The following is a 25,672-nucleotide window of genomic DNA, read 5'->3' as shown; positions in this document are numbered from 1 at the left end:
GCATCCGGAGCCCGATCGAGGATCCGCTAGCATGGGCGCGCCGGGGGAGGGCATCGCAATGGACGCACGGGCAGGGGGGCGCGCGCCCAGGGTCCGTTCGGCGTTGCCGCTGCTGACCGCGGTCGCCGCGGTCGCCGGCCTTCTGTCCGGGTGCGCGGCGCCGCCGACGGAGGAGGTCATCCCCCACGGCGAGGTCCCCGAGGACGGGGTGTGGTGCGAGCTCGTGTCCACCGAGGACCTCGAGACCCTCCTCGGAGACGCGGACGTGCAGCGCGTGCGGGAGGTGCGCGGCTTCGGCGCGGATGCCGGCCCCAGCAGCCCGTGCGCGGTCGCGTGGGCCGACGGCGATGAGCGGGTGGAGGTCGTCAGCAGCCACACCCTCTTCACCCCGGGCGGAGGGAGCTATCTGGACGCGGTGACGAGTCTGCGCGACTTCCTCGGGCCCGAAGGCGAACGCCTTGGCGCGGGCGACGTGGAGGAACTCCAACCGGGCGTGTACTTCGACGTCGGGCGCGAGTTCATCACCGTCTTCGAGACGTGCGAGAACGGAGGCTCCGCCCCCGCGCTGAGGACCGGGAGCCTCTACCTCTCTCCCGCGCCTGGCGGCGACCAGCTCGCGCCCGGGCAGATCGCATCGTTGGGTGAGCGTCTGACGCAGCTGCTGGACGAGCGCTACGCGTGCCCCGGGGAGGTGCGGCCCCTCGGCGCGGGCGAGTGGGAGGGGCTGGCCGAGGCTGCCTCTCGCTGAACCCGGCCGGGAAGACGGCGGCGGCACCCCGGGTCAATCTCCCGAGGCGCCCGAACCGTCACCGTCGAGCGCGGGCGCGACCGAGCCGCCGCCGTCATCGCCCGAGCGCGGACTCGGCGTAGCGACGCCGAACATCAGCGCGAACGTGAGGCCGAAACCGACGCCGAGCACGATACCGAGGGCGGGGTTCTCCTCTGTGCGACCGAAGGCGACGCCCAGGGCCGCACCCATCGCGATGCCGCCGCACCAAGCCCATCCCCGTGGGTGCGCCCAGCCCCGTGATCGTGCCCGCGTGCGCTCCGTCATGCTCCGACGCTACGGCGGGCACCGCCGGGATGCCTCCCCCGTCGGACGGAGATCGCCTCCGAGTCGCCGCGCACCCGTCAAGCCCGCGCCGGTGTCGGCGGCACAGGAGAGGATGGGGGAGTGAGCGATGTGCTCGAGCGGTTCAGCCCTGCGACGCAGGACTGGTTCCGTGGCGCGTTCGCCGCGCCCACGGCCGCGCAGGAGGGCGCGTGGAAGGCCATCTCGGCCGGACGCAACGCACTCGTGGTGGCCCCGACCGGATCGGGCAAGACGCTCTCGGCGTTCCTCTGGGCGATCGACCGCGTGTTCCGCGAACAACCCCCCGATCCCCCCGCGGCAGCACCCGGCAAGCGACCGGCCAAGCGCGCGAAGACTCCGCGCGGCACGCACGTCCTCTACATCTCGCCGCTGAAGGCGCTCGGGGTCGATGTCGAGCGCAACCTGCGCTCCCCGCTGGTGGGCATCGGGCAGTCCGCCCGGCGCCTGGGCATCCCGGCGCCGGAGGTGACGGTGGGCGTGCGCTCGGGCGACACGCCCGCGGGTGACCGGCGCAAGCTCATCACGGCCCCGCCCGACATCCTCATCACCACCCCCGAGTCGCTCTACCTCATGCTCACCAGCCAGGCCGGCCAGACCCTGCGCGATGTGCACACCGTGATCGTCGACGAGGTGCACGCGGTCGCGGCCACCAAGCGCGGCGCCCACCTCGCCGTGAGCCTCGAGCGGCTCGACGCGCTGCGCCGGTCGGCCGCCGCGGAGGACGGACGGGAGGCGGAGCATCGCCCTGCCCAGCGGATCGGGCTGTCGGCCACGGTGCGCCCCATCGACGAGGTCGCCCGCTTCCTCGGCGGCGCAGCACCGGTCGACATCGTGGCCCCGCGCTCGACGAAGGAGTTCGAGCTGCGGGTCGTCGTGCCCGTCGACGACATGCTGAACCCTCCCCCGCCCCCCGGCGCGGAGGCACCCGAAGCCGGCGAGGAGTGGTTCGCCGAGAACACCGAGATGACCGGATCGGTGTGGCCGCACGTCGAGGAAGCGATCGTCGACCGCATCCTGCAGCATCGCTCCACGATCGTCTTCGCCAACTCGCGACGCCTGGCCGAACGCCTCACCGGCCGGCTGAACGAGATCTACGCCGAGCGGCTCGGGATCGACCTGCCCGAGCCCACGGTCCCGGCGGCCATGATGGCGCAGGCGGGCTCGAACGCGGGTGCACCGGCGATCCTCGCCAAGGCGCACCACGGCTCGGTGTCCAAGGAGCAGCGCGCCCAGGTGGAGGAAGAGCTCAAATCGGGCTCACTGCGCTGCGTCGTGGCCACCAGCAGCCTCGAGCTCGGCATCGACATGGGGGCCGTCGACCTCGTCATCCAGGTCGAGGCTCCCCCCAGCGCCGCGTCCGGGCTGCAGCGGGTGGGCCGCGCCGGACACCAGGTGGGGGAGGTCAGCCGCGCGGCGCTGTTCCCCAAGCACCGCAGCGACGTGCTGCACACCGCGGTCGTCACCGAGCGCATGCTGGGCGGGAAGATCGAGGCCATCTCGGTTCCGCAGAATCCGCTCGACATCCTCGCGCAGCAGACGGTGGCCGCATCCGCCCTGGGTGCCATCGACGTGGAGGGCTGGTTCGACACCGTCAAGCGCAGCGCCCCCTTCCGCTCGCTGCCGCGTTCGGCGTTCGAGGCGACCCTCGACCTCCTCGCCGGGCGCTATCCGTCCGACGAGTTCGCCGAGCTGCGCCCCCGCGTCGTGTGGGACCGCGACGCCGGCACCCTCACCGGACGCCCCGGCGCGCAGCGCATCGCGGTCACCAGCGGCGGGACCATCCCCGATCGGGGTCTGTTCGGGGTGTTCGTCGCGGGTGAGTCGCAGAACGCGCGCGTCGGCGAGCTCGACGAGGAGATGGTCTACGAATCCCGCGTCAACGACGTGTTCACCCTCGGCACCACGAGCTGGCGCATCGTGGAGATCACGCACGACCGGGTCAACGTCGTGCCGGCGTTCGGCCAGCCCGGCAAGGTGCCGTTCTGGCACGGCGACGGCATCGGCCGCCCGGCCGAACTCGGCGAGGCGCTGGGGAAGTTCTCCCGCGACCTGTCCGCCGCGACCGTCGAGAAGGCCCAGGAGCGGCTGCGCGCATCGGGCCTGGACGACAACGCGATCACGAATCTGCTCTCCTACCTGGCCGAGCAGCGCGAAGCCACCGGGAGCCTCCCCACCGACCGTACGCTCACCGTCGAGCGCAGCCGCGACGAGGTCGGCGACTGGCGCGTCATCCTGCATTCCCCGTACGGCATGCAAGTGCACTCGCCGTGGGCGCTGGCGGTCAACGCCCGCATCCGCGAGCGGCTGGGCGTGGAGGGAGCAGCCGTCGCCAGCGACGACGGCATCATCGCGCGCGTGCCGGATGCGGCGGCCGAAGCACCCGGCGCCGAGCTGTTCGTCTTCGACCCGGCCGAGCTGGAGCAGATCGTCACCGACGAGGTCGGCGGCTCGGCCCTGTTCGCCTCGCGCTTCCGGGAGTGCGCCGCCCGCGCGCTGCTCCTGCCCCGCCTGAACCCCAACCGGCGCGCGCCCCTGTGGCAGCAGCGCCAGCGGTCCGCCCAGCTGCTGGAGGTCGCCCGGCGCCACCCGACGTTCCCGATCATCCTGGAGACCCTCCGCGAAGTGCTCCAGGACGTGTACGACCTGCCCGCGCTGCTGCACATCGCCCGCGGCATCGGGGAGCGGCGCATCCGCCTGGTCGAGACGACGACGTCGCAGCCGTCGCCGTATGCGCGCGACCTGCTGTTCGGGTATGTCGGCGCGTTCATGTACGAGGGCGACTCGCCGCTGGCCGAGCGCCGTGCGGCGGCGCTGTCGGTGGATCCGGCTCTGCTGGGCGAGCTGCTCGGCAAGGTCGAGATGCGCGAGCTGCTCGACCCCGACGTCATCGCGCAGTTCGAGCGCGAGGCCCAGCGGCTCGATCCGGAGCGCCGCGCGCGGGGCGTGGAAGGGGTCGCCGACCTGCTCCGGGTGCTGGGACCCCTCGACGCCGCCGAGGTGGCGGCGCGCCTGGACCCGTCGACCGGCTCAGGGACCGAGGGCGACGCCCTGAGCGAGGCCGTCGCGCACCTGGACCGGCTCGTGAGCGACCGGCGCGCGATCCCCGTGACCCTCGCCGGCACCCCGCGCATCGCCGCGATCGAGGACGCCGGTCGCCTCCGCGACGCCCTCGGCGCGGCGCTGCCGGTGGGCATCCCGCATGCCTTCCTGGAGCCGCTGGCCGATCCGCTGGGCGATCTCGTGGCCCGATACGCCCGCACGCACGCCCCGTTCCGCGCGTCCGCCGTCGCCGAGCGGCTGGGCGTGGGCGTCGCCGTGGCACGCCTGACCCTGCAGCGGCTGGAGTCGCAGGGGCGGATCGCGAGCGGTTACTTCCTGCCCGAGCCGTCGACGGCCTCAGGCACCGGGAACGGGGATGACACCGAGTGGTGCGACGCCGAGGTGCTCCGACGCCTGCGGATGCGGTCGCTGGCCGCGATCCGCGGCAGCGTCGAGCCGGTGCCGCCCGAGGCGTACGCGCGATTCCTCCCGGTGTGGCAGCACGTCACGCGTCCGCTCGAAGGGGTCGACGGGGTCGCGGCCGTCGTGGAGCAGCTGGCCGGCGTGCCGATCCCCGCCAGCGCGTGGGAGTCGCTCATCCTGCCCTCCCGCGTGAGCGGCTACTCCCCCGCGATGCTCGACGAACTCACCGCGACCGGCGAGGTGGTGTGGTCGGGCGAGGGGACGCTGCCCGGCCGCGACGGCTGGGTCGCCCTGCATCCCGCGGATGCTGCCACCCTCACGCTGCGCGTTCCGGACGACGAGATCGCGCCCGACAGCCTCGAGGCGCGGGTGCTGGCGGCCCTCGCCTCCGGCGGCGCATACTTCGCCGCCCAGCTGCGCACCCTGGCCGAGGCCGAGAACGAGCAGTCGGTCATCGAGGCACTGTGGTCGCTGACATGGGCGGGGCGGGTCACCAACGACACCTTCGCGCCGGTGCGCACGCTCCTCAGCGGCGGTGGGCAGTCCCACCGCGTCGCCCGGCGCGCGCCGCGGTCGCGGCTGTACCGTGGGGCCGCGGTTCCGCGCACCTCGGCGCCGCCGCGCCCGCCGGCGATCGGCGGACGGTGGTCGCTGCTGCCGAACCCCGAACCGGATGCCGCATTGCGGGCGACCGCGACGGCGAGCCTGCTGCTGGACCGCTACGGCGTGGTCACGCGCGGCGCCGTGCAGTCGGAGGGGGTGCCGGGCGGTTTCGCGCAGGTGTATCGCATCCTGTCGGGCTTCGAGGAGGCGGGGCACTGCCGCCGGGGCTATGTCATCGAGAAGCTCGGCGCCGCGCAGTTCGCCGCCTCCACGACCGTCGACCGCCTGCGGGAGTTCGCGGGCCTCCCCGACCCCGCGCCGATGCGGGCGGTGACCCTCGCCGCCACCGACCCGGCGAATCCCTACGGCGCGGCCCTGTCGTGGCCGGGGCTCGAGGGCGTCTCGCACCGGCCGGGCCGGAAAGCCGGGGGGCTCGTCGTGCTCGTGGACGGCGTGCTGACGCTGTACCTCGAGCGCGGCGGGCGCAGCGCGCTGGCCTTCACCGACGATGAGGAGGCCCTCGCCGCCGCTGCGCGCGACCTGGTCGCCACCGCCCGCTCCCGGCGGCTCGACACCCTCACGATCGAGCAGGTCAACGGCGCGTTCGTGTACGGCACCGCCGTCGGCCGCGCGCTGCGGGATGCGGGGTTCGTGGAGTCGCCCCGCGGCCTCACGCTGCGCCGCCTCACTGCCGGTGACACGCTGCGCGAGGCTGCCCGTGCCTGAGGGCGACACCGTGCACCGCACCGCGAAGCGGCTCGCCGACGCGCTGGTGGGGCACGAGGTCACGCGATTCGACATCCGCGTGCCGCGCAGCGCGACGGCCGACCTGCGGGGCGAGGAGGTCGTGGCCGTCGTGCCGCGCGGCAAGCACCTGCTCGAGCGCATCGGGGGCTGGACGCTGCACTCCCACCTGAAGATGGAGGGGCGGTGGGACCTGTACCGGCCCGGCCAGCGGTGGGGAGGGCCCGCGCACGCGGTCCGCGCGGTCGTCGGCACGGCGCAGGCCGTGACGGTGGGGTTCGACCTGGCCCTGGTCGAAGTGCTGCCCACGGCGGACGAGGAGCGCATCGTGGGGCACCTCGGTCCCGATCCGCTGGCGGAGGACTGGGATGCGGCGGAGGCGGCGCGCCGTCTGGGCGCCGACTCGCGGGCCGCGCACGTGGCGCTGCTGGATCAGCGCAACGTCGCCGGTTTCGGCAACGAGTACGCCAACGAGATGCTCTTCGTCCGCGGCATCCCGCCCACCCGCCCGGCGACCGAGATCGACGCGGCCGGGCTGCTGGATGTCGGCGTGCGCATGATCCGCGCGAACCTCTCCCGGCCCGCGCGCACCTTCACCGGCGACGCGCGGCCCGGGCGCCGGACGTGGGTCTACCGGCGCGAGGGCAAGCCGTGCCGCCGCTGCGGCGCGACCATCCTCGGCGGGTCCCTGGGCGCCACCGCGACGAGCGAACGCAACGTGTTCTGGTGCCCGGAGTGCCAATCCCCCTGAGCCCGCTCAGGTGAAGGTCACGCCGCCGCTCAGCGGGTTGGGCGGCTCGAAGGTCGCGAGGGCAACGGCCAGCATGGAGTAGTAGCCGGTCAGCCACACCACCTCGGCCAGCGCCTGCTCGCCCAGGGACGCCGCCGCCGCGGCGTACTCTGCGTCATCGAGCGAGCGATGCCGAAGCAGCGAGTCGACGACCTCCAGCACTGCCGTCGTGAGCGGGGGAAGCTCCGCCGGCACCCGGCCATCCCGGAGCGCGGCCAGCTGGCCTTCGGTGAGCCCCGCCCGGCCTGCTGCCCCCGAATGGGCGAACCACTCGAACTCGCAGCGGTGGTGCGCGGCGACCAGCAGGATGGCGGCCTCTCGCGTGAGCGGGTCCACTCCGGTGGACACGCGCAACGCGGCGCCGAGTTGCTGGACGGCGTCGCCCACCTCCGGGGCGAGCGCCATCACCGCGAAGGGTCCGAGCAGCGACCCATCCGGCGCCGTCACCGGAACGGACTGCGACGCCCTCGGCCCACCCACGATCCGCGCGTACAGTCCGCTCTGCTCCGCGTCGAGCTCTTCGGGTCTGCGCAGCGGCAGCCGGCGTGCGTCCTGGCCTGTGGGCATGCGTGCCTCCTCGCGGACGAGTATGGCAGGCGGCGCAACGGCACTACGCGGGCGCCGAGCCGCGCCGTCCCTCCGGCGCGGATGCCGCGATCGCCTCCCGCCCCTCCCGCGCTCCGGAGGTCGACACCAGCATCTCGAACAGCGCGGCATACCGCGCCGAGCGGGGGGCGCCGGCCGGCCGGGCCAGGCCGACGATGGACGGCGGTACGCGGTCCAGCAGCGTCAGGCGCCGCACTTCGTGCCCGTCGTAGGTGCGGTCGGCCGAGGCCCGCTGGAACATCACGGCGTAACCGAGGCCGCGCCCGACCAGGCATCTCACCAGTTCGTAGTTCCGCGAGACATGACCGATGCTCGGCTCGAGGCCGAGGAGATGGAAGATGCGCTCGGTGTTCGTCCGCGTGGGGTGCACGTCCAGTTCGATGAGCGGTTCGTCGGCCAGCTCGGCCAGGTGCACGCCTTTCCGGGCGGCCAATCGGTGATCCTTGGCCACCAGGACGTGCGGCCGGTAGTTGCGGACGGGGTCGAAGGCCAGCTGCGGCGACACATCCACGTGGTACAGCAGCGCGACATCGATGCGACCGCGCAGGAGCAGCTCGTCCAGGGACGCGGCATCCGCCTCGACGAAGTCCAGCTGCACGCCGGGATGCTCCCGGCCGAAGTGCTCCAGGATCGCCGGCAGGAAGTAGGGGGTCAGCGTCGAGAAGCATCCCACCGACAGCCGGCCGCTCAGCGAGCCGGCGAACTGCGACGCCTCGGCGCCCAGCAGCTCGGCGCCGGAGAGGACACGGCGGGCGTGGGCCAGCATCCGCGACCCCTCGCCGGTGAGCGTCATGCCGCGTCCCTTGCGGCGCACGAACAGCTGCACCCCGAGGTGCCGCTCCAGCTCGTCGATGGCGAGCGCGAGGCCTGCTGCGCTCACGCGGGATCGCTGCGCGGCGGCGGCGAGGGAGCCCTCGCCGGCGACGGCCTCGAAGTACTCGAGCTGCCGCAGCGTGAAGGGGATGGGCGACACTGACCAGCAATCCTGTGGTGGGACGTTGAATAAACATGTTTTACCCGCGACGTCGTCCGTGTCAACAATGGCGAGGTAGGAACCCGGCCCAGTTCAAGGAGGAACCGAAGTGCCCAACAATCTCGAAGAAGCCATCGCGGCGGCCGGCAGCCCCGTCAAGCTGCTGTGGGAATCGCAGACGCCTCCGGCGGTGGTCCCCCGTGTCGTCCAGGAGTTCAGCAACTGGCGCGACGAGCAGCTCGCCTGGCGGCGGACCGCGGTGCTGTTCGACCAGTCGCACCACATGGCCGATCTGAACATCAAGGGTCCCGACGCGCTGAAGCTCATCCGCGACCTCGCGGTCAACAGCGTCGAGAACTTCCCCGTCGACATGGCCAAGCAGTTCGTCGCCGTCAACCACGACGGCTACATCATCGGCGACAACATCCTCTTCCACCTCGAGGAGGACGAGTATCAGGCGGTGGGCATCCCGCCGTCGATCAACTGGCTGCACTACCACGCCGTCACCGGCGGGTACGACGTGGAGATCTGGCGCGATGACAACTCGCTCGTGCGCAAGGGCGATCCCGTCCTGTACCGCTACCAGGTTCAGGGCCCCGGCGCGCTCGATGTGATCGAACGCGCGACGGGTGCGGCGCCGCCCAAGCTGCGCTTCTTCGGCATGACCCGCTTCACCATCGGCGGCAAGGAGGTCCGCGCCCTCCGCCACGGCATGGCGGGCGAGCCCGGTTTCGAGATGTGGGGACCGTGGGACGACCACGAGGCGGTCCACTCCGCCCTCCTGGAGGCGGGCAAGGACTTCGATCTCGTCGAGGTCGGCGGGCGGGCGTACCACACCAATGCGCTGGAATCCGGATGGCTCCCCCGGCCGCTGCCGGCCATCTACACCGATGAGCGCCTCGCCGACTACCGTCGCTGGCTGACGGCGAACGCGTACGAGACGATCTCGCCGCTGGGCGGCAGCTTCTACTCGCCCGACATCGAGGACTACTACGTCACACCGGATGAACTCGACTACGGCCGCATCGTGGCTTTCGACCACGATTTCATCGGGCGGGAGGCGCTGGAGCGGCGCGCCGCGGAAGGCTCGGGCTCCACGCGGCGCAAGGTGACGCTCGTGTGGAACGGCGACGATGTCGAGAAGGCCGTCGGCTCGATGTTCCACGAGGGCCCCGGGGCGAAGTACTTCAACCTGCCCATGGCCCTGTACGACACCTTCCACTTCGACCGCGTCGAAGCCGACGGCCGCGTGGTGGGACTGTCGACGTGGACCGGATACTCGGCCAACGAGCGCGCCATCCTCTCGCTCGCCGTGGTGGAGCCGGAGTTCGCCGAGCCGGGCACCGAGGTCGAGGTGGTCTGGGGAGAGGACACGCCGTCCTCGAAGCTGCAGGTCGAAGACCACGTGCAGGTGAAGATCCGCGCGACGGTGCAGCCCGCCCCGCTGACGGAGAAGGCACGGACCACGTACCGGGCGAGCGTTCCCGCCTGAGAACGGCCCCTCGACGGGTGCGGGCCGCTGACCACGCAGCGGCCCGCACCCTGTTCGTCCCCACTCCGTGCACACGCCCTCGCCCATCGATCCGCACGCGAAGGCGCCGTTGTCAAGTCTCTGACGCGATCGGCGCCCGCGGGGGATCCTCGTCTTCGGACCCGTACCGTCGCGGACGCCCCGCGCGACGGATCATGCGCGGGAATGAATCACGGCGGTCGACCGTTGGGTGTTCATGACGGTGCCGAATGGCGCTGCCGGAGGAGATCGTGGGTAAGAACTACATCGACATCGAGAACGACCGGGGCGAGACGCTGCGTTATCGCAAGCACGTGAACGGTCGTGGCCTGATCGCGCACGGGGCCAAGGTGCACCCGAGCGCGCTCGTGGAGGCGGGGGCGTATGTCGAACCGGGAGCATTGATCGCCGAGGGCGCCCAGATCGGGCGCGGCGCGTGGGTCGAGTCCGACGCTGTCATCGGTCCGCAGGCGCGCATCGCGCCGCATGCGCACATCGGATCGGGCGCCGCCGTAGGGGCGGGCGCGAAGATCGGCGTGCGTGCGCACATCGGCACCCAGGCACGGGTCGCGGTGGGGTCTCTGATCCGCGATGACGAGAGCATCGCCGACGGGGAGACAGTGGCCACCGACCGGCGCGGTCTGCGCCTGGCCGCCTGATCAGGCGAACAGGAACAGCACGAACGCCGCCAGCGGCAGCACGCCCTGCACGGCCGCGGCGGCGAGGTAGCGCCGGCCCGTCGTGATCAGCACGAGAGCGGCGCCGGCCATGCAGCCGAGGCTGAACAGCACCAGGGTGCGCCCGGCGACATCGGCGACGGTGCCGGGGCCGCCCGCCCAGAAGAGCACGAGCCCGAGCGCCGCGCCCACGGCCAGGAAAAGGTTGTAGAACCCCTGGTTGTAGGCCATCGGGCGCACCGTGTCCGCCGCCTGCTGGTCGCCGATCCCGAACCGTCGCCAGACGCGCGGAGCCGTCCATCGGACGCTCTCGAGCACGAAGATGTACACGTGCACGACGGCTGCGAGTGCGCCCAGCACCGTTGCGAGGATCACCACCATGGGGTTGAACCTAGCGCGCCGGATACGCTGGCAGCATGGCGAGAAGCGGTGGGTCGAAGTCTTCCCGCCCCGCGCGCAAGGGCGGTCGTCCCGCGCCGCGCGGCGGATCCGCATCCCGCAGCCCCGCCGCATCCGCACCCCGTCCCGCGCGTGAGCGCGCGTCGCGCCCGGAGGCGCCCGACCCGGCGCGCAGCTTCCGGCTCGGCGTGGTGCCCGGCGCCACACCGGGCAAGTGGATCGCGGCGTGGCGCGAACGTCTCCCGGCGGTCGCGCTGGAGCTCATCCCGCTGACCGTCGACCAGCAGCACGCCGCTCTCACGGCGGGGATGGTGGACGCCGCCCTGGTGCGCCTGCCGCTGGACGCCGAGCAGCTGCACGTCATCCCGCTCTACACCGAGGTTCCCGTCGCCGTGGTTCCGGCCGATTCGCACCTGACGGCCGCCGACGAGCTGGACCTGTCGGACCTGTCCGGGGAGGTCGTCATCGTGCCGCGGGACGACGTGCTCCACCCGGTCGTCCCCGGCGCCGTCGCGCCGGGATTCGACGCCCCCGAGACCACCGCCGACGCCGTCGCGACGGTGGCAGCCGGCGTCGGAGTCGTCATCGCGCCGATGTCGCTGGCCCGGCTGCACGCGCGGCGGGATGTGGCCCACCGGCCGCTGCGCGACGGCCCGCCCTCGACGATGGCCCTGGCGTGGCCGCGCGAGGGCGACAGCCCCGATGTGCAGGCGTTCGTCGGGATCGTGCGCGGCCGCACGCCGAACTCGTCCCGCTGACTCAGCCACCGAACGGAGCAGACCCGCGGGCGCCCCGCGGCATGAGCAGTGGGGGCTGCGGGTCACGCAGCCGGAATGGGCCGAGCAGGCGCGCGCACGCCAGGGCGAGGAACCCGGCGATGATCTTATCGCCGACGGAGACGGGCAGGTTGGCGGAGAACGCCGCCGCCCACAGGCCCTCGGCGTCGCGCATCGCGGCGATGACGGCGTCGCTCAGATGACCGCCGTTGCCGTCGTACAGGACGTTCACCGGCACTGCCACGAACGTGCACGCGAGAGCGACCGCGACGTTGAGCACGACGAAACGCGGGATCGTTCGCGCGAAGCGGCGGATGCCGTAGCCCCACACGACCGCGCCGGTGACGTTCACCACCGCGAACAGCACGTTCTCCGGACCCAGGATGATGCCGCCCAGCACGTTGGTCGTCGCGCCGACGAGGGCGCCGTACCAGGGCCCGAGGGCGAAGGCGGCGGTGGCTGTGCCGATCATGTCGAGGAAGACGGGCAGATCCCAGCGACGGACGACCGCGGCTCCGAACAGGTTCAGACCGGTGCAGCCGACGAGCAGCGCGACGATCAGCGCGACGCGCAGGGCACCTTCACCCGCCGCGTGGCCGGCGAGATGGGCGCCGCCGGGATGCGCGGGAGCTGCGGGTCGGGGAGCGGGTGCCATCCGTGCGGCCAGGCTCCGCCGTCGCCACTGCGCGGCGGACCGCTCGTCCTCACCGAGGGCGAGCACGACCTCGCGGACCAGATCGGCGTTCACACGCCGCCGGTCAGGGCGGAAGACGTCGAAGACCGTCGAGCGGGCGACGCGGGCCGCGCCGACGCTCATGCCCTCGGACTCGCGGCGTTCGGCGATGCGGGCGGCGATCTCGGCATAGGAGACATCACCTGCCTCCCTGCGCAGCCGCTGCAGATCGGCGGCGAGCACGTCGAACGACACCGACGGCTCAGTGGTCTCCTCATCCGGCATCGTCGCCACGTTCGCCCCGCTTCCGCCCGCCCCCCCGGCTCCGGCAGACCCGATGTTACCGGGGCGCGGGCCGCACGCCGGACGGCACCGGCTGCGGCGCCGCGAGGAGCCGGGGGCGGGCCTACCCCCGGAACCAGGTGGGGGCGCCGTAGCCCTGCCACACCCAGAGGCGGTCGCGCGTGGAGTCATCTCCCTCGAACATCGGGGCCTCCGCGGCGGGAGTGGCAGCCCCCGCCGGGCAGTACATGATGTTGGCGCCCGACGCCGCCGGGTCGTAGATGAGGCCCGCGAAGCACCCCTCCCGCATGCCCTCGAACTCGACCACCGCACCCGTCGACGCACTCGGCAGCGTGATGGAGAAGCACGAGCCGGAGCGGTCACCCTGGCACCACGTGCCGTCGATGTCCTCCCAGACGGGAGTCGCGGGCAGCTCGACCGCCGCGATCGCGACGTAGTAGGGATCGTCGTCGCCGGCGTAGTCGATGAGCGTGAGCCCCAGCGAGACGGCGTCGATCCACTTCAGCGCCGACAGCACCTTGCGCAGGGTCTTCGTCCCGTCCGCCGTCCACAGTCGTTCGAGCTCCTCGGGCCAGGCGTCGTGCTGCGACGCATGGGAGGCCAGCTCGTCGACGCCCTCCTGGAAGTCTTCGTCGCCGACCGCCTGCAGGCACGACACGACCCATCCCGCCCACGCGGTCGTGTCGGACTGCGCCGTCAGGTCGCCGGGGTCGCAGTCGCGCATCGCCAGGATCGTCCCGACGACGGCTCCCAGGGAGTCCTCGACCATGCCGATGAGCGCCTTGTAGACCACCGACAGCACCGCCTGCTCCGGCGTCGCCTGGGTGAAGTGGACGACCGGCTGCCCTGCGAGGGCGCGGACATCCTCCTCACCCAGCGTGAACGACAGCTCCGTCGTGCCGATGAGCACGTCGACGGGATCGAGGTAGCCGCCCCCGGCGGCCGCGGCGGCGAACAGCTCGCCGAGCGCATCGGCGTCGAGGGAGAGCAGGTCGTCGCCGACCGTCCACTCCAGATCGGCCGGCACGACACCTTCGGCGAAGCTCACCGCGAAGCCGTAGCCGCGGTTCATCGCGGCCTTCACCAGCACGCGCTCGGGGTCGGCGGCGGCGCCCACGCACCTCAGCACGGCGAAGTGGCTCTCGGAGTAACCGGTCAGGATCGAGATGTCGGTGTGCGCGACCCATGCCGGCAGCGGGCCGGGCCCGCAGTCGGGCGCCTCGGTCTGGATTCCCAGCAGCAGCCCGCCCTGACGGTAGATCCAGTCGCCGGGTCCCTCCTGACTCCACCACGTGAGTCCGTCGGCGACGGAATCGCCCACTCCCTCGGCGACCTCCACGATGCCCTCGCCGGCCTCGGCGAATCCCTCGGCCAGATCGGCGAGCACCTCCTGAGGGCCGGTGACGACGAGCGTCCACAGGGACAGGTGGTCCACCGTCGCCGTGGCCACCGCACCGTCGATCGTCGTCGGCACGGGCATCCAGGCGCCGGCGGTCTCGTCGAAGTAGGCGAAGGCGCCGGAGACGTCGGTCGGCAGCTCCTGCGGCAGGGTCATCGACAGCACGACGCCGGATGCAGGGATCTCGCCGTCGGCGGTGATCTCCGCCGGCCGCGCCATGAGGTACTCCCCCGGCGCGAGCTCGAGAGCCGCAGCGACGGCCGGCTCGACGGCGGCGTCGTCGTCGGGGCCCGGTGGAGCGGCCACCGTCACCGTGACTCCCTCCGCCTCCGCCGAGATCGAGGCGGCCCGGTCGCCGGGCGCGCACGCGGTGAGACCGGCGACGGCGAGGAGAACGACGGTGAGGAGGGCGAGGCGCGGCGCGCGGAGCATGGCGGACCTGTCTGTGGGCGGACGTGGCGCACCGGGGGGGTCGTCCCAGCCAAAAGCATCGGCGGGGTCATCGAGGCCCGCCGACGCGACCCCGGACAGGCCCGGACACAGCCGGATGTCCGGACGTGTCCGGGCATCCCGTGTCCGGGCGGGTGGATGCCCGCGCTGCGCCTAACGTGTCCCCGGCGGTCATCGACCGCTCCCGCGGGAACACCCACGCCACCTCTGGAGAACCATGCGCCGTTCGCTCGTCCTGGTCGCGGCGGTTGCCGCCCTGACCCTCACCGTGAGCGGCTGCGGCACGGCGGAACCTCCGCCGGCCGCAGTGGGGTCGCTCAGCCTGCAGGACGAGATCGAGCGTCGGGCCGGAATCCGGGTCGAGGAGACGGGGATCCCGGAGGCTCAGGCGATCGAGGACGTCATCGTCGAGGGCATCCTCGGCGCCTTCCCGCCGGAGGAACTGCTCCACGCCGGCTACGACGTCGGGGAGGTGTCCCGGATGCTCGGCATCGCCCTGGCGCCGGAGCCGTATCTTGCGGGCGGCACGCGCCAGCGGTGGGAGGAGGCCGGTATCGACATCCCCACGGTGCTGTCGGCGCTCGCCGCCACCACCCGCGGCATGCCGGATTCCGACGCGTTCGCCTGGGTCGTCAGCACGCAGTTCGCCACGCCGGCGGAGGCGTCCGCGGCAGGGCTGGCACCCGCCGCCGGTGCGGGCTGGGGTGAGCCGGCTGTGTGGGCGCGGGAGGTGCCCCCGCCCATGGGCCTGGACGTTCGGAGCATCCGAGTCGCCGTCGGCGCGGACGGCAGCCTGCGCGAAGCGACCGTTCTGGTGAACGGCACGCCGGGCGAGGCGGTGGCGGCGTGGATGGCGTCACTGCCGGACGTTCCCGTGACCACGCACACCTCCTCCTCGACCGCCTCGGGCGACACCGAGATCTGGCTCACGTCGGGGGCGAAGGTGAGCGACGTCGTCGGAGACCTTCTCCCGGCGTGGACGGCGACGCTGCCGCTGGGCGGCCTGACGTACGGGTGGGCCGGGGTCGAGCAGGAGGTGCGCTACGACGGCGTCGCGCCCACCCCGCCCTCCTTCCACTTCGGTCTGCAGAGGTCGAACCGTATCGATGCGTACCGCCAGTGGATCGCCACGAGCGGCGGATGGACCGTCACCTACGAGGACGGGCAGATCTTCCGCGCGGAGAACGCCGACTTCGTCGTGCAGGGGATGCGCGCCGGCGACGACACGGATGAGCTCACCATCACGGCGAAGAGCTGGGACATCCCCGGGCTGGATGCCCTGCGCCCCTGACCGGGCTCAGTGCAGGCGGCGGGTCTCATCCAGCAGCACGCCGGGGACCGTCCGCAGGGCGCGGGCGAGGACGCGCGCGTCCGGTGGCGCCGCACCCGGCCGCGCGGTCAGCCGGACGCGCACGGCAGGCGGAAAGGCGGGGGCACCCGGCGATGCGATTTCCCCGAGCGGCTCGGTCACCGCATCCCACCCCCGGCGGTCGGCCTCGGCGACGATCGCGGCGACGGCGGCCTCGTCCTCGGCGAGCAGGTGGTGGGGCACACGGTCCATCGCCCGATTCTCCTCGCACGCCGCCCCCACTGCACCGCCATAGAATCGCGGAGTGCCCCTGCCTCTCCTCTACGTCTGCGCGCGTCCGCAGGTGCAGGCCGCAGCCGCCGAGTACGCGTCGTTTCGCGAGGGGATGCAGCGGGACGAAGCGGGACTCGCCCGCCACGACCTCGTGCGCGCGCCGCTGCCCGACGACGTCTTCGACCGGTACGCGGGCTTCGTCGTCGGCGGCAGCCCGTTCAACCTCACCGATCCGGATGCGGAGAAGTCCGACGCGCAGCGGCAGGTCGAATCCGGCTTGGAGCAGATCGCGGCGCAGGCCGCCGCATCCGCCACCACCGCACTGTTCACGTGCTACGGCATCGGCGTCGTGACCCGGATGCTGGGGGGCGAGGTGTCGCGCGCGTTCCCCGAGGACACCGGACCCGCCGAGATCCGGCTCACCGCCGACGGCACGCGCGACGCCCTGTTCGGCGGCCTCGGGAGCCCCTTCACCGCGCTCACCGCGCACAAGGAGGGCGCCGCGGCGGTGCCTCCGGGCGCCGTGCTGCTGGCCGAGAACGACGCGTGCCCCGTGCAGGCGTACCGCGTGGGCGATCGGCTGTACGCGACGCAGTTCCATCCCGAGCCGACCACGCACGCCTTCACGGAGCGCATGGCGATCTACCGCAACGACGGCTACTTCCCCGCGGAGGACTTCGACCGGTTGTCGGCGCGCGTGCTCGAGGCATCCGTGTCCGAGCCCGCACGGCTCCTGCAGCGCTTCGCTGCCGCCGCCTCCTCCGCCTGACGCCCCTCACCGAGGTCGGAGATTCGCGCCCAGGTCGGAGGATGCGGGCCGCATCCCCCGACGGTGGCGCGATTCTCCGACGTCGGCGAACGACGGACGGGGGCTCAGTCGCCCTGGGGGCGGAGCAGGCGGAGCCCGGCGACGGCGAGCGGGATGAGCGCGACCAGCGCCGCGACGACGATGGCCGTCACGCCGATGGCGGTGTTCTGCGGATCCTCGGTGAGGCGCCCGACCGCGAGCCACGCCGCTCCCCAGCCGATCGCCAGACCCGGCGTCACGCGCCATCCGCTGGCCCACGCCATCGCCAGGCCGATGACCCCCACCACGATGAGGACGGGGATGCCGAAGGCGGCGGGGTTCTCCCCCCACTCCTGCGGCACCGTCTCGGTCAGCCAGGCTGTCGTGTTGGCGACGGTGGCCAGGCTCACCCAGCCCAGGTGAAGGCCCGTCACTCCGTCGATGAGCACCGAATCCACCGCCCCGTCGCTGGGGGTGCGGGTCACCACGGCGACGCGGAACGTGACGGCCAGCGCGATCAGCAGCAGCACGATCACGACGACGGTGAGCGGCAGCGCCCAGAACTGCGCGGCGACGAGCCACATGCCGTTGACCACCGCCGTCAGCGCGATGAGCCAGCCCAGCGCCCGCTGCCGGGGGTTCGCGCGCTGCCCGGGCAGCGCCTGCCACACCGCGTACGCGATGAGCCCGGCGTAGATGACCGACCAGATCGAGAACGCCGGGCCCGCCGGCGCCAGGTAGGTGGCGTCGGAGTCGAGCGATCCGCTCTGCGAGTTCTCGACGGACGTGCCGCCGAGGAAGCCCGTGCCCAGGAGCGCGGAGATCAGCATGAACGACACCGCCGAGAGCACGACGATCTGACGGGCGAGGTCGAGCGGGCGCGCCTGGGGGGTGGTCATGCCCTTGACGGTACGTTTTCCTCCTCCGCGACCGCGCCGGGTTGACAGCGGCCCGGTGGGCGCTCAGGCGGATATGAGCGGATGGAGCGGTCGGCGCAAGAGGGGTGCCTCCCCGGCCGTCGCGGGTTAGGGTCGGGCCATCCGCTCCCGCACAGGGAGACGCCCGATCGAGGAGCACACATGTCGAACGGTTCGCCCGCATCCGACGCCCCCCTGGAGCACGAGCCGGTGGACGAGGACCGGCCCGCCGATCCCGACGAGAGCCTCCTCGGCCCCGTGCCCGAGGACGAACGGCCCGTCGACCCCGCCGACCTCGTCGAAGAGCCGCCCCTCGACGACGAACGCCGCGTGCGCCTGGACGACACCGGCGAAGAGATCTAGAGCACCGGGCCCGTCACCACCGCCGACTCCGGCGGGATCGTGACCATGCGCGCGCCCGGCTCGGTGTCGCTGATCGTCGCGCCGTCGGTGGCCAGCAGCACCACCGCATCCGCGGCCACCGCGCAGTCGGCGGGCGCGTCGGTGAGGTTCGCGAACACCGTCACATCGCCGCACGCGAGGCGGTGGGTGCGCCCGTGGCCGGCGTCGTCGACGTGGGCGTCGCGCGCCGACCAGCTCGGGTCGGTCAGCTCCGGACGCTCCCGCCGCAGCTGCGCCAGATCGCGGTACAGCTGCAGGAGGCGGCGATGGTCGCCGTGGGATGCTTCGTCCCAGTCGAGCTTCGACCGGGTGAAGGTGTCGGGATCCTGCGGGTCGGGCACGACGGATTCGTCCCATCCCATCTCGGCGAACTCGGCGATGCGTCCCTTCGCCGTCGCCTCGCCGAGCTCGGGCTCGGGGTGCGAGGTGAAGAACTGCCACGGGGTGGACGCCCCCCACTCCTCCCCCATGAACAGCATCGGGGTGCCGGGTGTCGTGAGGGTCAGCACGGCGGTGACCGCCAGGCGCGGGTACGGCAGGTTCTGCGACAGGCGGTCGCCGGTGGCCCGGTTGCCGATCTGGTCGTGGTCCTGCGCGAAAGTCACCAGGCGCCACGCCGGAACCTCGCCGGGGATGCGGCGACCGTGGTCGCGACCCCGGAACGAGGAGTGCGTGCCGTCGTGGAAGAACCCGCTCGTGCTGACCTTGACGAACGCCTGCGCGTCGGCGAAGTCGGCGTAGTAGCCGACGGTCTCCCCCGAGACGGCGACGTGCACGGCATGATGCCAGTCGTCGCTCCACTGCGCCGTGAGCCCGTATCCGCCCGCCTCGCGCGGCAGGATCAGCGTCGGGTCGTTCATGTCCGACTCGGCGATCGTCGTGAGCGGCCGACCGACATGCGCCGACAGCGCGTCGACGGCTTCGGCGAGCTCGCGCAGGATGTGGGTCGGACGCTCGTCGTGCAGGGCGTGCACGGCGTCCAGCCGCAGGCCGTCGACGTGGTAGTCGCGCAGCCACATGAGGGCGTTGTCGACGATGAAGGCGCGCACGGCCTCCTCGTCGAGGTTGACCGAGTCGCCCCACGTGTTGCGGCTGCCGGTGCGCAGGTACGGGCCGAATTCGGGCAGGTAGTTGCCGCTGGGACCGAGGTGGTTGTAGACGACGTCCTGGATGACCGCGAGCCCTGCCGCGTGCGCCGCGTCGACGAACCGCTGGTACCCCTCCGGCCCGCCGTAGGCCTCGTGCACGGTGTACCACAGCACACCGTCGTACCCCCAGTTCCACACCCCGTTGACGCCGTTGACCGGCAGCAGCTCGACGTGGGTGACGCCGAGCTCCACGAGATGGTCGAGGCGGCCGATCGCCGCATCCAGCGTGCCCTCGGGCGTGAACGTGCCGATGTGGAGCTCGTAGATGAGGCCGCCTGCCAGCTGGCGTCCCGTCCAGGATGCGTCGTTCCACGTGTACCGCGACGGGTCGAACCACGCCGATGCCGCGTGGACCCCGTCGGGCTGGCGGCGCGAGCGGGGGTCGGGGCGGAGGTCTCCGCTGTCGTCGAGGACGAAGCCGTAGCGCTCCCCGTCGGCGAGGTCGACGTCGGCGAACCACCAGCCCGGCCCGGGGAGCGGCCCGCTCGTGCCGCGTCGCAGCGGCACCTCCTCGACGACGCTCGTGCCGTCGTCGCCGAGGCGCCGCATCCGCACCCGTTCGGCGCGCGGCGCCCACACCTCGATCATCGCGTGTCTCCTTCTCGCGGGTCGTGCGCCGCGGCATCCGCGGGGACGAGCAGGGCCACCGGGTAGCTCGACAGCAGGTCGGCCAGCGGGATCACGCCGCCCTCGTACCGTCGCCCGGTGAGGACGTCGACGGCCGGTGTGTCGCGCCGCAGCAGCGCCGTGTCGCCCCATCCGCCCCGCCGCGCCAGACCCCGCGGCAGGCGGGTGGCCACGGCCTGCGCACCGCCGCGGTCGAAGGCGACGGCATGCGCGGATGCCTCGCCCACGACCGTCAGCGGCGTGTACTGCGTGAACAGCTCGGGCCGGTCGCGCCGCAGCCGCAGCGTGCGCGAGGTGAGGAGCAGCTTGGCGGCACCGGTGGCGTCGACGGCGGGCAGCTGCCCCCGCTCGAATCCGGCGTCCAGGTCGGCGAGCATCGCCGCGCGCGCGGCGAAGTCGACGGCCCGGCGGTTGTCGGGATCGACCAGCGAGAGCTCCCACAGCTCCGATCCCTGGTACACGTCGGGCACGCCTGGTCCGGCCAGTTGCAGGAGCTTCTGCGACAGGCCGTTCACCCACCCGGGCTCGACGATTTCGCTGACGAATCCGTCCACGAGCTCAGCCGCGTGCCCGGTGGCAGCATCCACGACGGCGTGCATGGCCGACTCGAACGACTCCACCGGATCCCACCATCCGGTGGCTTCGGCCGCCTCCCGTGCCGCCTTCTCGGCGTACGCGTGCAGGCGTCCGGCGAAATCCTCCGGCAGGGGGAGCCCCGGCCACGCACCGACGATCGCCTGCCACAGCAGCGTGTCGAACGGACCGTGGCCGGTGGTGGCGACCTGGCGGAACTCCTCCAGCACGCGCGACCAGCGCTCGGGCATCTCCGACAGCACCGTGAGCCGGGCGCGCACGTCTTCGCCCCGCTTGGTGTCGTGGGTGGACAGCGTGGTCATGGCGTGCGGCCACGACGACTGGCGCGCGGCCTGTGCGGCGTGGAACCCGGCCACCGGGAGGGAGAACTGCGACGGGTCGCCGCCGACCTCCGTGAGGGAGCCGAGCCGGTTGTACCGGTAGAAGGCGGTGTCTTCCACGCCCTTGGCCATGACCGGGCCGGTCGTCTGCTGGAAGCGGCGTGCGACCTCCAGCGACGGGTCGGCGAGCACGGGGAGGAGCCCGGCGATCTCGCCGGCGAGGTCGGGACGGCGACCGGAGGCCTCGGCCGCGGCGGCATCGAGGTGCTCGCGGCCGGCCGGCAGGTACGACCGGTACACCGGGAAGCAGGCCAGCAGCTCGGCGAGGGCGTCCTGCAGCCGCTGCGGGTCGCGCTCGGCCACCGGCGCGGGCAGCCCGCGGATGAGACGGCGGATCTCGGCGACCTGGATCGTGTCGGCGATCATGCGCTTGGTGTCGTGGATGAGGTCATGCCACGCGGATGCGGCGGGCAAGCCCGTCTGCGTCCGCAGTCGAGCATCGAGGGCGTCCAGACCCTGTTCGCCGACGGGGTCGGTGAGGACGCGGCCGTACTCGGCGAGCGCGTCGTATCCGGTCGTACCGGCCGTCGCCCACCACGCCGGCAGCGCTTCGCCGTGCTCGAGGATCTTCTCCACCAGCACGTACGCGTCGCCGGTGGCTCCGGCGAGCTGCTCGAGGTAGCCGCCCGGGTCGAGCAGCCCGTCGGGATGGTCGACACGCAGGCCGTCCGCCAGGCCCTCGCGCAGCCACCGCAGGATCTCGGCGTGGGTGGCCTCGAAGACCTCGGGGCGCTCGACGCGGACGCCGGCGAGGGTCGTGACGGCGAAGAACCGCCGGTAGTTCAGCTCCGCAGCCTCGTCACGCCAGAAGCGCAGCTCGTAGTGCTGCCGCTCGAGCACGGCGCGCACGACGCCGGGGTCGGCCCACGCCGTCGCGGACTCCGTCGAGGTGCCGTCCTCGGAGACGCCCACCGGGCCGGCGTCGTCGATCGAGCCGGGGGCGAGGGGGAAGACGTGGTCGAAGTAGCGCAGCACGCCGGAGGGCGCATCCGCCGCCGGCGTGGGGTCGACCACGAGGTCACCGGCGGCGAGCACCTCGTCGAGGGAGGCACCCAGCACCGGGACGCACACGCGTCCGCTTCCGTACTCCCAGTCGATGTCGAAGGCCTCCGCGTGGGCCGAGTCGCGCCCGAGGCGCAGGACGTCCCACCACCAGGGGTTCTCGCGAGGCGCGGAGATGCCCATGTGGTTGGGCACGATGTCGACGAGGATCCCCAGATCCGCCGCTCGTGCGGCGTCGGCGAAGCGCGCGAGACCGTCCGCTCCCCCGCGTTCGGGGTCGACGAGCGTGGGATCGACGACGTCGTATCCGTGGTCGGAGCCGGGCGTCGCGCGCAGCAGCGGCGACAGATACGCCCACGAGGCGCCCAGATCCCGCAGGTAACCGGTCACTGCGGCCGCCGCATCCAGGTCGAACGCGGCACGCACCTGCAGGCGGTACGTGGTCAGGGGCCGGGCGGTCATCCCACCTCCGGCTTGGGCGAGGGGGAGGGGACGATGTCAATCGCACTCGTGTGGAACGTCAGCGACGCAGCGACGGAGTGATCCACCTCCGGGTCGGGCAGGTCGTGCTCGCACAGTACGAGCAGCGACTTCGCCTCCAGCGGCACCACCGCACCCGGCTCGACAGGTGCCGTGTTGGCCTGCTCCCCCGCGGTGTCCACGAGCACGTCCCACTCCGGGCTGAACTTCACGTCGGGGATACGGAACTCCACGCGCTCGTCCCCGGCGTTGAAGAGCACGATGAAGTGGCGGTCGGAGATCTGCTCGCCGCGGCGGTCGCGCTCGCGGATGCCCTGACCGTTGAGGAAGATGCCGATCGCGCGCCCGAAGCCCGACTCCCAGTCTTCGGGCTGCATGACCGACCCGTCCGGCCGCAGCCACACGACGTCGGGCATCGGCGCGCCCTCCTCCATCTTGACGGGGCGGCCGTTGAAGAAGCGGCTGCGACGGAAGGTCGGGTGCTCCCTGCGCAGGCGCGACAGAGCAGCGGTGAACTCCACCAGGGGCTGGTCGGCGTTCGCCCAGTCCATCCACGTGATCTCGTTGTCCTGCGCGTATCCGTTGTTGTTGCCGCCCTGCGTCCGCCCCATCTCGTCGCCGTGCGAGAGCATCGGCACGCCCTGGCTGAGCAGGAGCGTCGCGATGAAGTTCCGCTGTTGGCGCGCGCGGGCGGCCAGGACCCCGGGGTCGTCGGTGGGGCCTTCCACGCCCATGTTGTCGGAGCGGTTGTGCGATTCGCCGTCGTTGTTGTCTTCGCCGTTGGCCGCGTTGTGCTTGTCGTTGAACGACACCAGGTCGCGCAGGGTGAAGCCGTCATGGGCGGTGACGAAGTTGATGGATGCCACGGGCCGGCGTCCGGAATGCTCGTACAGGTCGGCGGAGCCGGTCAGGCGCGAGGCGAACTCGCCGAGGGCCTGCGGCTCGCCGCGCCAGAAGTCGCGCACGGTGTCGCGGTATTTGCCGTTCCACTCCGTCCATTGCGGCGGGAAGTTGCCGACCTGGTAGCCCCCAGGCCCGACGTCCCACGGCTCGGCGATGAGCTTGACCTGCGAGACCACCGGGTCCTGCTGCACGAGCTCGAAGAAGGTCGCGAGGCGGTCGACGTCGTAGAACTCGCGGGCGAGGGTGGAGGCCAGGTCGAAGCGGAAGCCGTCGACGTGCATCTCCAGCACCCAGTACCGCAGGGAGTCCATGATCAGCTGCAGCGCGTGCGGGTTGCCGACGTTGAGGCTGTTGCCGGTGCCGGTGTAGTCGGTGTAGTACCGCTTGTCGTCCTGTTCGAGGCGGTAGTACGCCTCGTTGTCGATGCCGCGCATCGACAGGGTGGGCCCCATGTGGTTGCCCTCTGCGGTGTGGTTGTAGACCACGTCGAGGATGACCTCGATGCCCGCCGCGTGCAGCGCCTTGACCATCCCCTTGAACTCCTGCACCTGCTGGCCGTGCTCACCGGTGGAGGTGTAGGTGTTCTGTGGAGCGAAGAAGGCGATCGTGTTGTAGCCCCAGTAGTTCGACAGCCCCTTCTCCTGGAGGGTCGAGTCGTTCACGAACTGGTGCACCGGCATGAGCTCGATGGCGGTGACGCCGAGCTTCTGCAGGTGGTCGATGACGGCGGGATGGGCCACGCCGCTGTAGGTGCCGCGCATCTCCTCCGGCACGTTCGGGTTCAGCTGGGTGAGGCCCTTCACGTGGGCTTCGTAGATGAACGAATCCGCGTAGGGCGTCTTGGGCTGGCGGTCGCCGGTCCAGTCGAAGAAGGGGCTCACGACGACGCCCTTCATCATCGCCGCCGCGGAGTCCTCGTCGTTGCGGGAGCCGGGGTCGCCGAAGTTGTAGCCGAACACCGACTGCCCCCACTGCACCTGACCGTCCACGGCCTTGGCGTAGGGGTCCAGGAGCAGCTTGTTCGGGTTGAACCGCTGTCCGTTCGCCGGGTCGTACGGGCCGTGCACCCGGTAGCCGTACCGCTGGCCGGGCTGGACGCTGGGGAGATACGCGTGCCACACGTACGCGTCGACGTCGACGAGGTCGACGCGCGTCTCGGAGCCGTCCTCTCCGAAGAGGCAGAGCTCGACGCGTTCGGCCCCTTCACTGAAGAGCGCGAAGTTCGTTCCGTTGCCGTCGAACGTCGCACCGAGGGGATAACTGGATCCTGGCCATACCTGCACGGAGAAACCCTACGGGAGTGACGAATCCGCGCGTGGGAGTTGACCGGCGACCCCCCGCCCCACTATGCGCGCTCGGGCGGAGAGCGCAGGAGGTCGATCCGCTCGTCGAGGTAGCGCGAGAGCGGCAGGTAGCCTCCCGCTGCGCTCCAGCGCACGACGGGCAGCCCCTCCTGCACCGCCAGCGGGACGGTGTCCGCCCTCAGATCGCGGGGATCCAGCCGCACCCAGCCCACGTGCACCGTCTCACCGTCGGCGAATCCGCCGCGGCTGGCGGCGTGCGCGAGGCCGGCGCGGGCTCGCTGCGACTCGGCGGTGTAGCCGCGGACCGCTTCCGTGCGCGCCCGGACCACCTCGCCCGTGGCCAGCACCGCATCCTGCGTCAGCAGGAGCACCCCCAGGGGCCACGCCGACCCCGCGGGGACGATGCGCGGGGAACGCGCGATCCCCAGGATGCGGCGAGGCTGCCGCAGTTCGCCGAGGCGCTCCTGAGGCGCTTCATCGAGGCGGTCGCGCGCGCGGGCGAGCAGCTGTTCGATCGCGTCGACCGCACCGGTCTGCTCGCTCATGCCGCCGCGATGCCGCCCAGGAGGCACCACAGGCCGAGGATCACGAACACGGGAGCACCCAGGATGGCGCACCAGAAGCTCGGAGCCGCGCGGCGGCGCAGGAGGTAGGCCAGCACCGCCGCCACCACCAGCAGCACGGCGGCCAGGGCGAGGACCCCCTGTCCGAAGACGAGCGCGAGCGGGAAGAAGTGCACCCCGACGATGAGAAGGATGAGGGCGGGGAGGAGTTCGCTCTGCCGGCGTCGCCTGAGCACGAGCGCGCCGACCACGGCGATGACGACCTCGAGCCAGAAGGCGACGACGTAGCCGACGAAGGCCGGTGTCCCCGGCTCGATGGCAGTGCCGGTGTCCCACGTCCTGATCGCGGCGGGGATCCCGAAACCCACGAGCGCGAGACCCGCGACGCTCAAGACCCCCAGCGGGATCCGCCATCCCCGCGACGGCGGCCGCTCCTGTCCCCAGCCGGCCCACACGATCGCGGCCAGGCCGAACACGACGCCGATCGTGACGAGGTCGCGCGGGAACTCGGCCACCAGCATGGGG

The 25,672-nt window shown here is 72.3% G+C and carries 22 protein-coding genes; 9 read left to right on the top strand and 13 right to left on the bottom strand.

The window, feature by feature from the left end:
- Nucleotides 1–31 precede the first annotated feature (31 nt).
- Nucleotides 32–748 (top strand): hypothetical protein, encoded by a 717-nt coding sequence (locus F6J85_RS02205; RefSeq protein ID WP_150923664.1) that lies wholly within the window; start codon nucleotides 32–34, stop codon nucleotides 746–748.
- A gap of 33 nt (nucleotides 749–781) precedes the next feature.
- On the opposite strand, the gene F6J85_RS02200 is transcribed toward F6J85_RS02205, so the two are convergent.
- Nucleotides 782–1,054: a hypothetical protein gene (locus tag F6J85_RS02200; RefSeq protein WP_150923663.1), complete on the bottom strand. Its 273-nt coding sequence runs from the start codon at nucleotides 1,052–1,054 to the stop codon at nucleotides 782–784.
- 120 nt (nucleotides 1,055–1,174) lie between these two features.
- Here F6J85_RS02200 and F6J85_RS02195 point away from each other — a divergent pair, with 120 nt between their 5' ends.
- Both F6J85_RS02195 and F6J85_RS02190 read left to right on the top strand, forming a co-directional pair.
- A complete protein-coding gene (locus F6J85_RS02195) occupies nucleotides 1,175–5,884 on the top strand; it encodes an ATP-dependent helicase (RefSeq protein WP_150923662.1) in 4,710 nt (1,569 codons plus the stop codon).
- Nucleotides 5,877–6,653 carry a DNA-formamidopyrimidine glycosylase family protein gene (locus F6J85_RS02190; protein WP_150923661.1) on the top strand — a complete coding sequence of 259 codons (777 nt, stop codon included), beginning with the start codon at nucleotides 5,877–5,879 and terminating at the stop codon, nucleotides 6,651–6,653. Before F6J85_RS02195 ends, F6J85_RS02190 begins: the two co-directional genes overlap by 8 nt.
- A gap of 6 nt (nucleotides 6,654–6,659) precedes the next feature.
- Here F6J85_RS02190 and F6J85_RS02185 read toward each other — a convergent pair whose 3' ends face one another.
- The gene (locus F6J85_RS02185; RefSeq protein ID WP_191906714.1) at nucleotides 6,660–7,259 is read right to left on the bottom strand and encodes a carboxymuconolactone decarboxylase family protein; all 600 of its coding nucleotides are present in this window, start codon (nucleotides 7,257–7,259) and stop codon (nucleotides 6,660–6,662) included.
- A gap of 43 nt (nucleotides 7,260–7,302) precedes the next feature.
- Nucleotides 7,303–8,271 (bottom strand): LysR substrate-binding domain-containing protein, encoded by a 969-nt coding sequence (locus F6J85_RS02180; protein ID WP_150923659.1) that lies wholly within the window; start codon nucleotides 8,269–8,271, stop codon nucleotides 7,303–7,305.
- Between the two features lie 109 nt (nucleotides 8,272–8,380).
- Between F6J85_RS02180 and F6J85_RS02175 the strand changes: the two genes are divergently transcribed.
- Both F6J85_RS02175 and F6J85_RS02170 read left to right on the top strand, forming a co-directional pair.
- Complete coding sequence (locus F6J85_RS02175) at nucleotides 8,381–9,763, top strand: aminomethyltransferase family protein (RefSeq protein WP_150923658.1); 1,383 nt, start codon at nucleotides 8,381–8,383, stop codon at nucleotides 9,761–9,763.
- A gap of 269 nt (nucleotides 9,764–10,032) precedes the next feature.
- Nucleotides 10,033–10,440, top strand: coding sequence for a transferase (locus F6J85_RS02170; protein ID WP_150919887.1), 408 nt, complete (start codon nucleotides 10,033–10,035; stop codon nucleotides 10,438–10,440).
- On the opposite strand, the gene F6J85_RS02165 is transcribed toward F6J85_RS02170, so the two are convergent.
- Nucleotides 10,441–10,839, bottom strand: a complete 399-nt coding sequence (locus F6J85_RS02165) for a DUF1304 domain-containing protein (RefSeq protein WP_191906713.1) — start codon at nucleotides 10,837–10,839, stop codon at nucleotides 10,441–10,443. It lies immediately after the preceding gene.
- 35 nt (nucleotides 10,840–10,874) lie between these two features.
- On the opposite strand from F6J85_RS02165, the gene F6J85_RS02160 reads away from it, so the two are divergent.
- Nucleotides 10,875–11,615 carry a LysR substrate-binding domain-containing protein gene (locus F6J85_RS02160; RefSeq protein ID WP_150923657.1) on the top strand — a complete coding sequence of 247 codons (741 nt, stop codon included), beginning with the start codon at nucleotides 10,875–10,877 and terminating at the stop codon, nucleotides 11,613–11,615.
- 1 nt (nucleotide 11,616) lies between these two features.
- On the opposite strand, the gene F6J85_RS02155 is transcribed toward F6J85_RS02160, so the two are convergent.
- Nucleotides 11,617–12,600 carry an ECF transporter S component gene (locus F6J85_RS02155; protein ID WP_150923656.1) on the bottom strand — a complete coding sequence of 328 codons (984 nt, stop codon included), beginning with the start codon at nucleotides 12,598–12,600 and terminating at the stop codon, nucleotides 11,617–11,619.
- Between the two features lie 112 nt (nucleotides 12,601–12,712).
- Nucleotides 12,713–14,440, bottom strand: coding sequence for a hypothetical protein (locus tag F6J85_RS02150; protein ID WP_150923655.1), 1,728 nt, complete (start codon nucleotides 14,438–14,440; stop codon nucleotides 12,713–12,715).
- A gap of 235 nt (nucleotides 14,441–14,675) precedes the next feature.
- Between F6J85_RS02150 and F6J85_RS02145 the strand changes: the two genes are divergently transcribed.
- On the top strand, nucleotides 14,676–15,749 hold the full coding sequence (locus tag F6J85_RS02145; protein WP_150923654.1) for a hypothetical protein: 1,074 nt from the start codon (nucleotides 14,676–14,678) through the stop codon (nucleotides 15,747–15,749).
- 6 nt (nucleotides 15,750–15,755) lie between these two features.
- Here the strand turns inward: F6J85_RS02145 and F6J85_RS02140 are convergent, their stop codons facing one another.
- Complete coding sequence (locus F6J85_RS02140; protein WP_150923653.1) at nucleotides 15,756–16,019, bottom strand: hypothetical protein; 264 nt, start codon at nucleotides 16,017–16,019, stop codon at nucleotides 15,756–15,758.
- Nucleotides 16,020–16,071: 52 nt separating this feature from the next.
- Between F6J85_RS02140 and F6J85_RS02135 the strand changes: the two genes are divergently transcribed.
- Nucleotides 16,072–16,809 carry a glutamine amidotransferase-related protein gene (locus F6J85_RS02135; RefSeq protein ID WP_238707031.1) on the top strand — a complete coding sequence of 246 codons (738 nt, stop codon included), beginning with the start codon at nucleotides 16,072–16,074 and terminating at the stop codon, nucleotides 16,807–16,809.
- A gap of 104 nt (nucleotides 16,810–16,913) precedes the next feature.
- Here the strand turns inward: F6J85_RS02135 and F6J85_RS02130 are convergent, their stop codons facing one another.
- Nucleotides 16,914–17,726, bottom strand: coding sequence for a tryptophan-rich sensory protein (locus F6J85_RS02130; RefSeq protein WP_150923652.1), 813 nt, complete (start codon nucleotides 17,724–17,726; stop codon nucleotides 16,914–16,916).
- Between the two features lie 180 nt (nucleotides 17,727–17,906).
- Here F6J85_RS02130 and F6J85_RS02125 point away from each other — a divergent pair, with 180 nt between their 5' ends.
- The gene (locus tag F6J85_RS02125; RefSeq protein WP_150923651.1) at nucleotides 17,907–18,107 is read left to right on the top strand and encodes a hypothetical protein; all 201 of its coding nucleotides are present in this window, start codon (nucleotides 17,907–17,909) and stop codon (nucleotides 18,105–18,107) included.
- Here F6J85_RS02125 and treZ read toward each other — a convergent pair.
- The 5 genes from treZ to F6J85_RS02100 all read right to left on the bottom strand — a co-directional run bounded on the left by treZ (nucleotide 18,104) and on the right by F6J85_RS02100 (nucleotide 25,668).
- The gene (gene treZ / locus F6J85_RS02120; protein ID WP_150923650.1) at nucleotides 18,104–19,882 is read right to left on the bottom strand and encodes a malto-oligosyltrehalose trehalohydrolase; all 1,779 of its coding nucleotides are present in this window, start codon (nucleotides 19,880–19,882) and stop codon (nucleotides 18,104–18,106) included. The genes F6J85_RS02125 and treZ overlap by 4 nt on opposite strands.
- Entirely contained in the window at nucleotides 19,879–22,359 is a 2,481-nt protein-coding gene (treY, locus tag F6J85_RS02115) for a malto-oligosyltrehalose synthase (protein WP_150923649.1), read from the bottom strand. The genes treZ and treY overlap by 4 nt, the downstream gene beginning before the upstream one ends.
- Nucleotides 22,356–24,563 (bottom strand): glycogen debranching protein GlgX, encoded by a 2,208-nt coding sequence (glgX, locus tag F6J85_RS02110; RefSeq protein WP_150923648.1) that lies wholly within the window; start codon nucleotides 24,561–24,563, stop codon nucleotides 22,356–22,358. Before glgX ends, treY begins: the two co-directional genes overlap by 4 nt.
- Before the next feature lie 62 nt (nucleotides 24,564–24,625).
- Entirely contained in the window at nucleotides 24,626–25,129 is a 504-nt protein-coding gene (locus F6J85_RS02105) for a glutaminase (RefSeq protein ID WP_150923647.1), read from the bottom strand.
- Nucleotides 25,126–25,668: a hypothetical protein gene (locus F6J85_RS02100; protein WP_150923646.1), complete on the bottom strand. Its 543-nt coding sequence runs from the start codon at nucleotides 25,666–25,668 to the stop codon at nucleotides 25,126–25,128. Before F6J85_RS02100 ends, F6J85_RS02105 begins: the two co-directional genes overlap by 4 nt.
- Between the last annotated feature and the right edge of the window lie 4 nt (nucleotides 25,669–25,672).

It is taken from the genome of Microbacterium lushaniae, assembly GCF_008727775.1.
Lineage (GTDB): Bacteria > Actinomycetota > Actinomycetes > Actinomycetales > Microbacteriaceae > Microbacterium > Microbacterium lushaniae.
The sequence above is the reverse complement of the archived record's forward strand: the minus strand, read 5'-3'. Positions and strand labels throughout refer to the sequence as shown.

Coding starts and splice junctions, on each gene's coding strand:
- F6J85_RS02205 (WP_150923664.1), top strand. CDS start 32: ATGGGCGCGCCGGGGGAGGGCATCGCAATGGACGCACGGGCAGGGGGG.
- F6J85_RS02200 (WP_150923663.1), bottom strand. CDS start 1,054: ATGACGGAGCGCACGCGGGCACGATCACGGGGCTGGGCGCACCCACGG.
- F6J85_RS02185 (WP_191906714.1), bottom strand. CDS start 7,259: ATGCCCACAGGCCAGGACGCACGCCGGCTGCCGCTGCGCAGACCCGAA.
- F6J85_RS02165 (WP_191906713.1), bottom strand. CDS start 10,839: ATGGTGGTGATCCTCGCAACGGTGCTGGGCGCACTCGCAGCCGTCGTG.
- F6J85_RS02160 (WP_150923657.1), top strand. CDS start 10,875: ATGGCGAGAAGCGGTGGGTCGAAGTCTTCCCGCCCCGCGCGCAAGGGC.
- F6J85_RS02150 (WP_150923655.1), bottom strand. CDS start 14,440: ATGCTCCGCGCGCCGCGCCTCGCCCTCCTCACCGTCGTTCTCCTCGCC.
- F6J85_RS02145 (WP_150923654.1), top strand. CDS start 14,676: ATGCGCCGTTCGCTCGTCCTGGTCGCGGCGGTTGCCGCCCTGACCCTC.
- F6J85_RS02140 (WP_150923653.1), bottom strand. CDS start 16,019: ATGGACCGTGTGCCCCACCACCTGCTCGCCGAGGACGAGGCCGCCGTC.
- F6J85_RS02130 (WP_150923652.1), bottom strand. CDS start 17,726: ATGACCACCCCCCAGGCGCGCCCGCTCGACCTCGCCCGTCAGATCGTC.
- F6J85_RS02125 (WP_150923651.1), top strand. CDS start 17,907: ATGTCGAACGGTTCGCCCGCATCCGACGCCCCCCTGGAGCACGAGCCG.
- treZ (WP_150923650.1), bottom strand. CDS start 19,882: ATGATCGAGGTGTGGGCGCCGCGCGCCGAACGGGTGCGGATGCGGCGC.
- treY (WP_150923649.1), bottom strand. CDS start 22,359: ATGACCGCCCGGCCCCTGACCACGTACCGCCTGCAGGTGCGTGCCGCG.
- F6J85_RS02105 (WP_150923647.1), bottom strand. CDS start 25,129: ATGAGCGAGCAGACCGGTGCGGTCGACGCGATCGAACAGCTGCTCGCC.
- F6J85_RS02100 (WP_150923646.1), bottom strand. CDS start 25,668: ATGCTGGTGGCCGAGTTCCCGCGCGACCTCGTCACGATCGGCGTCGTG.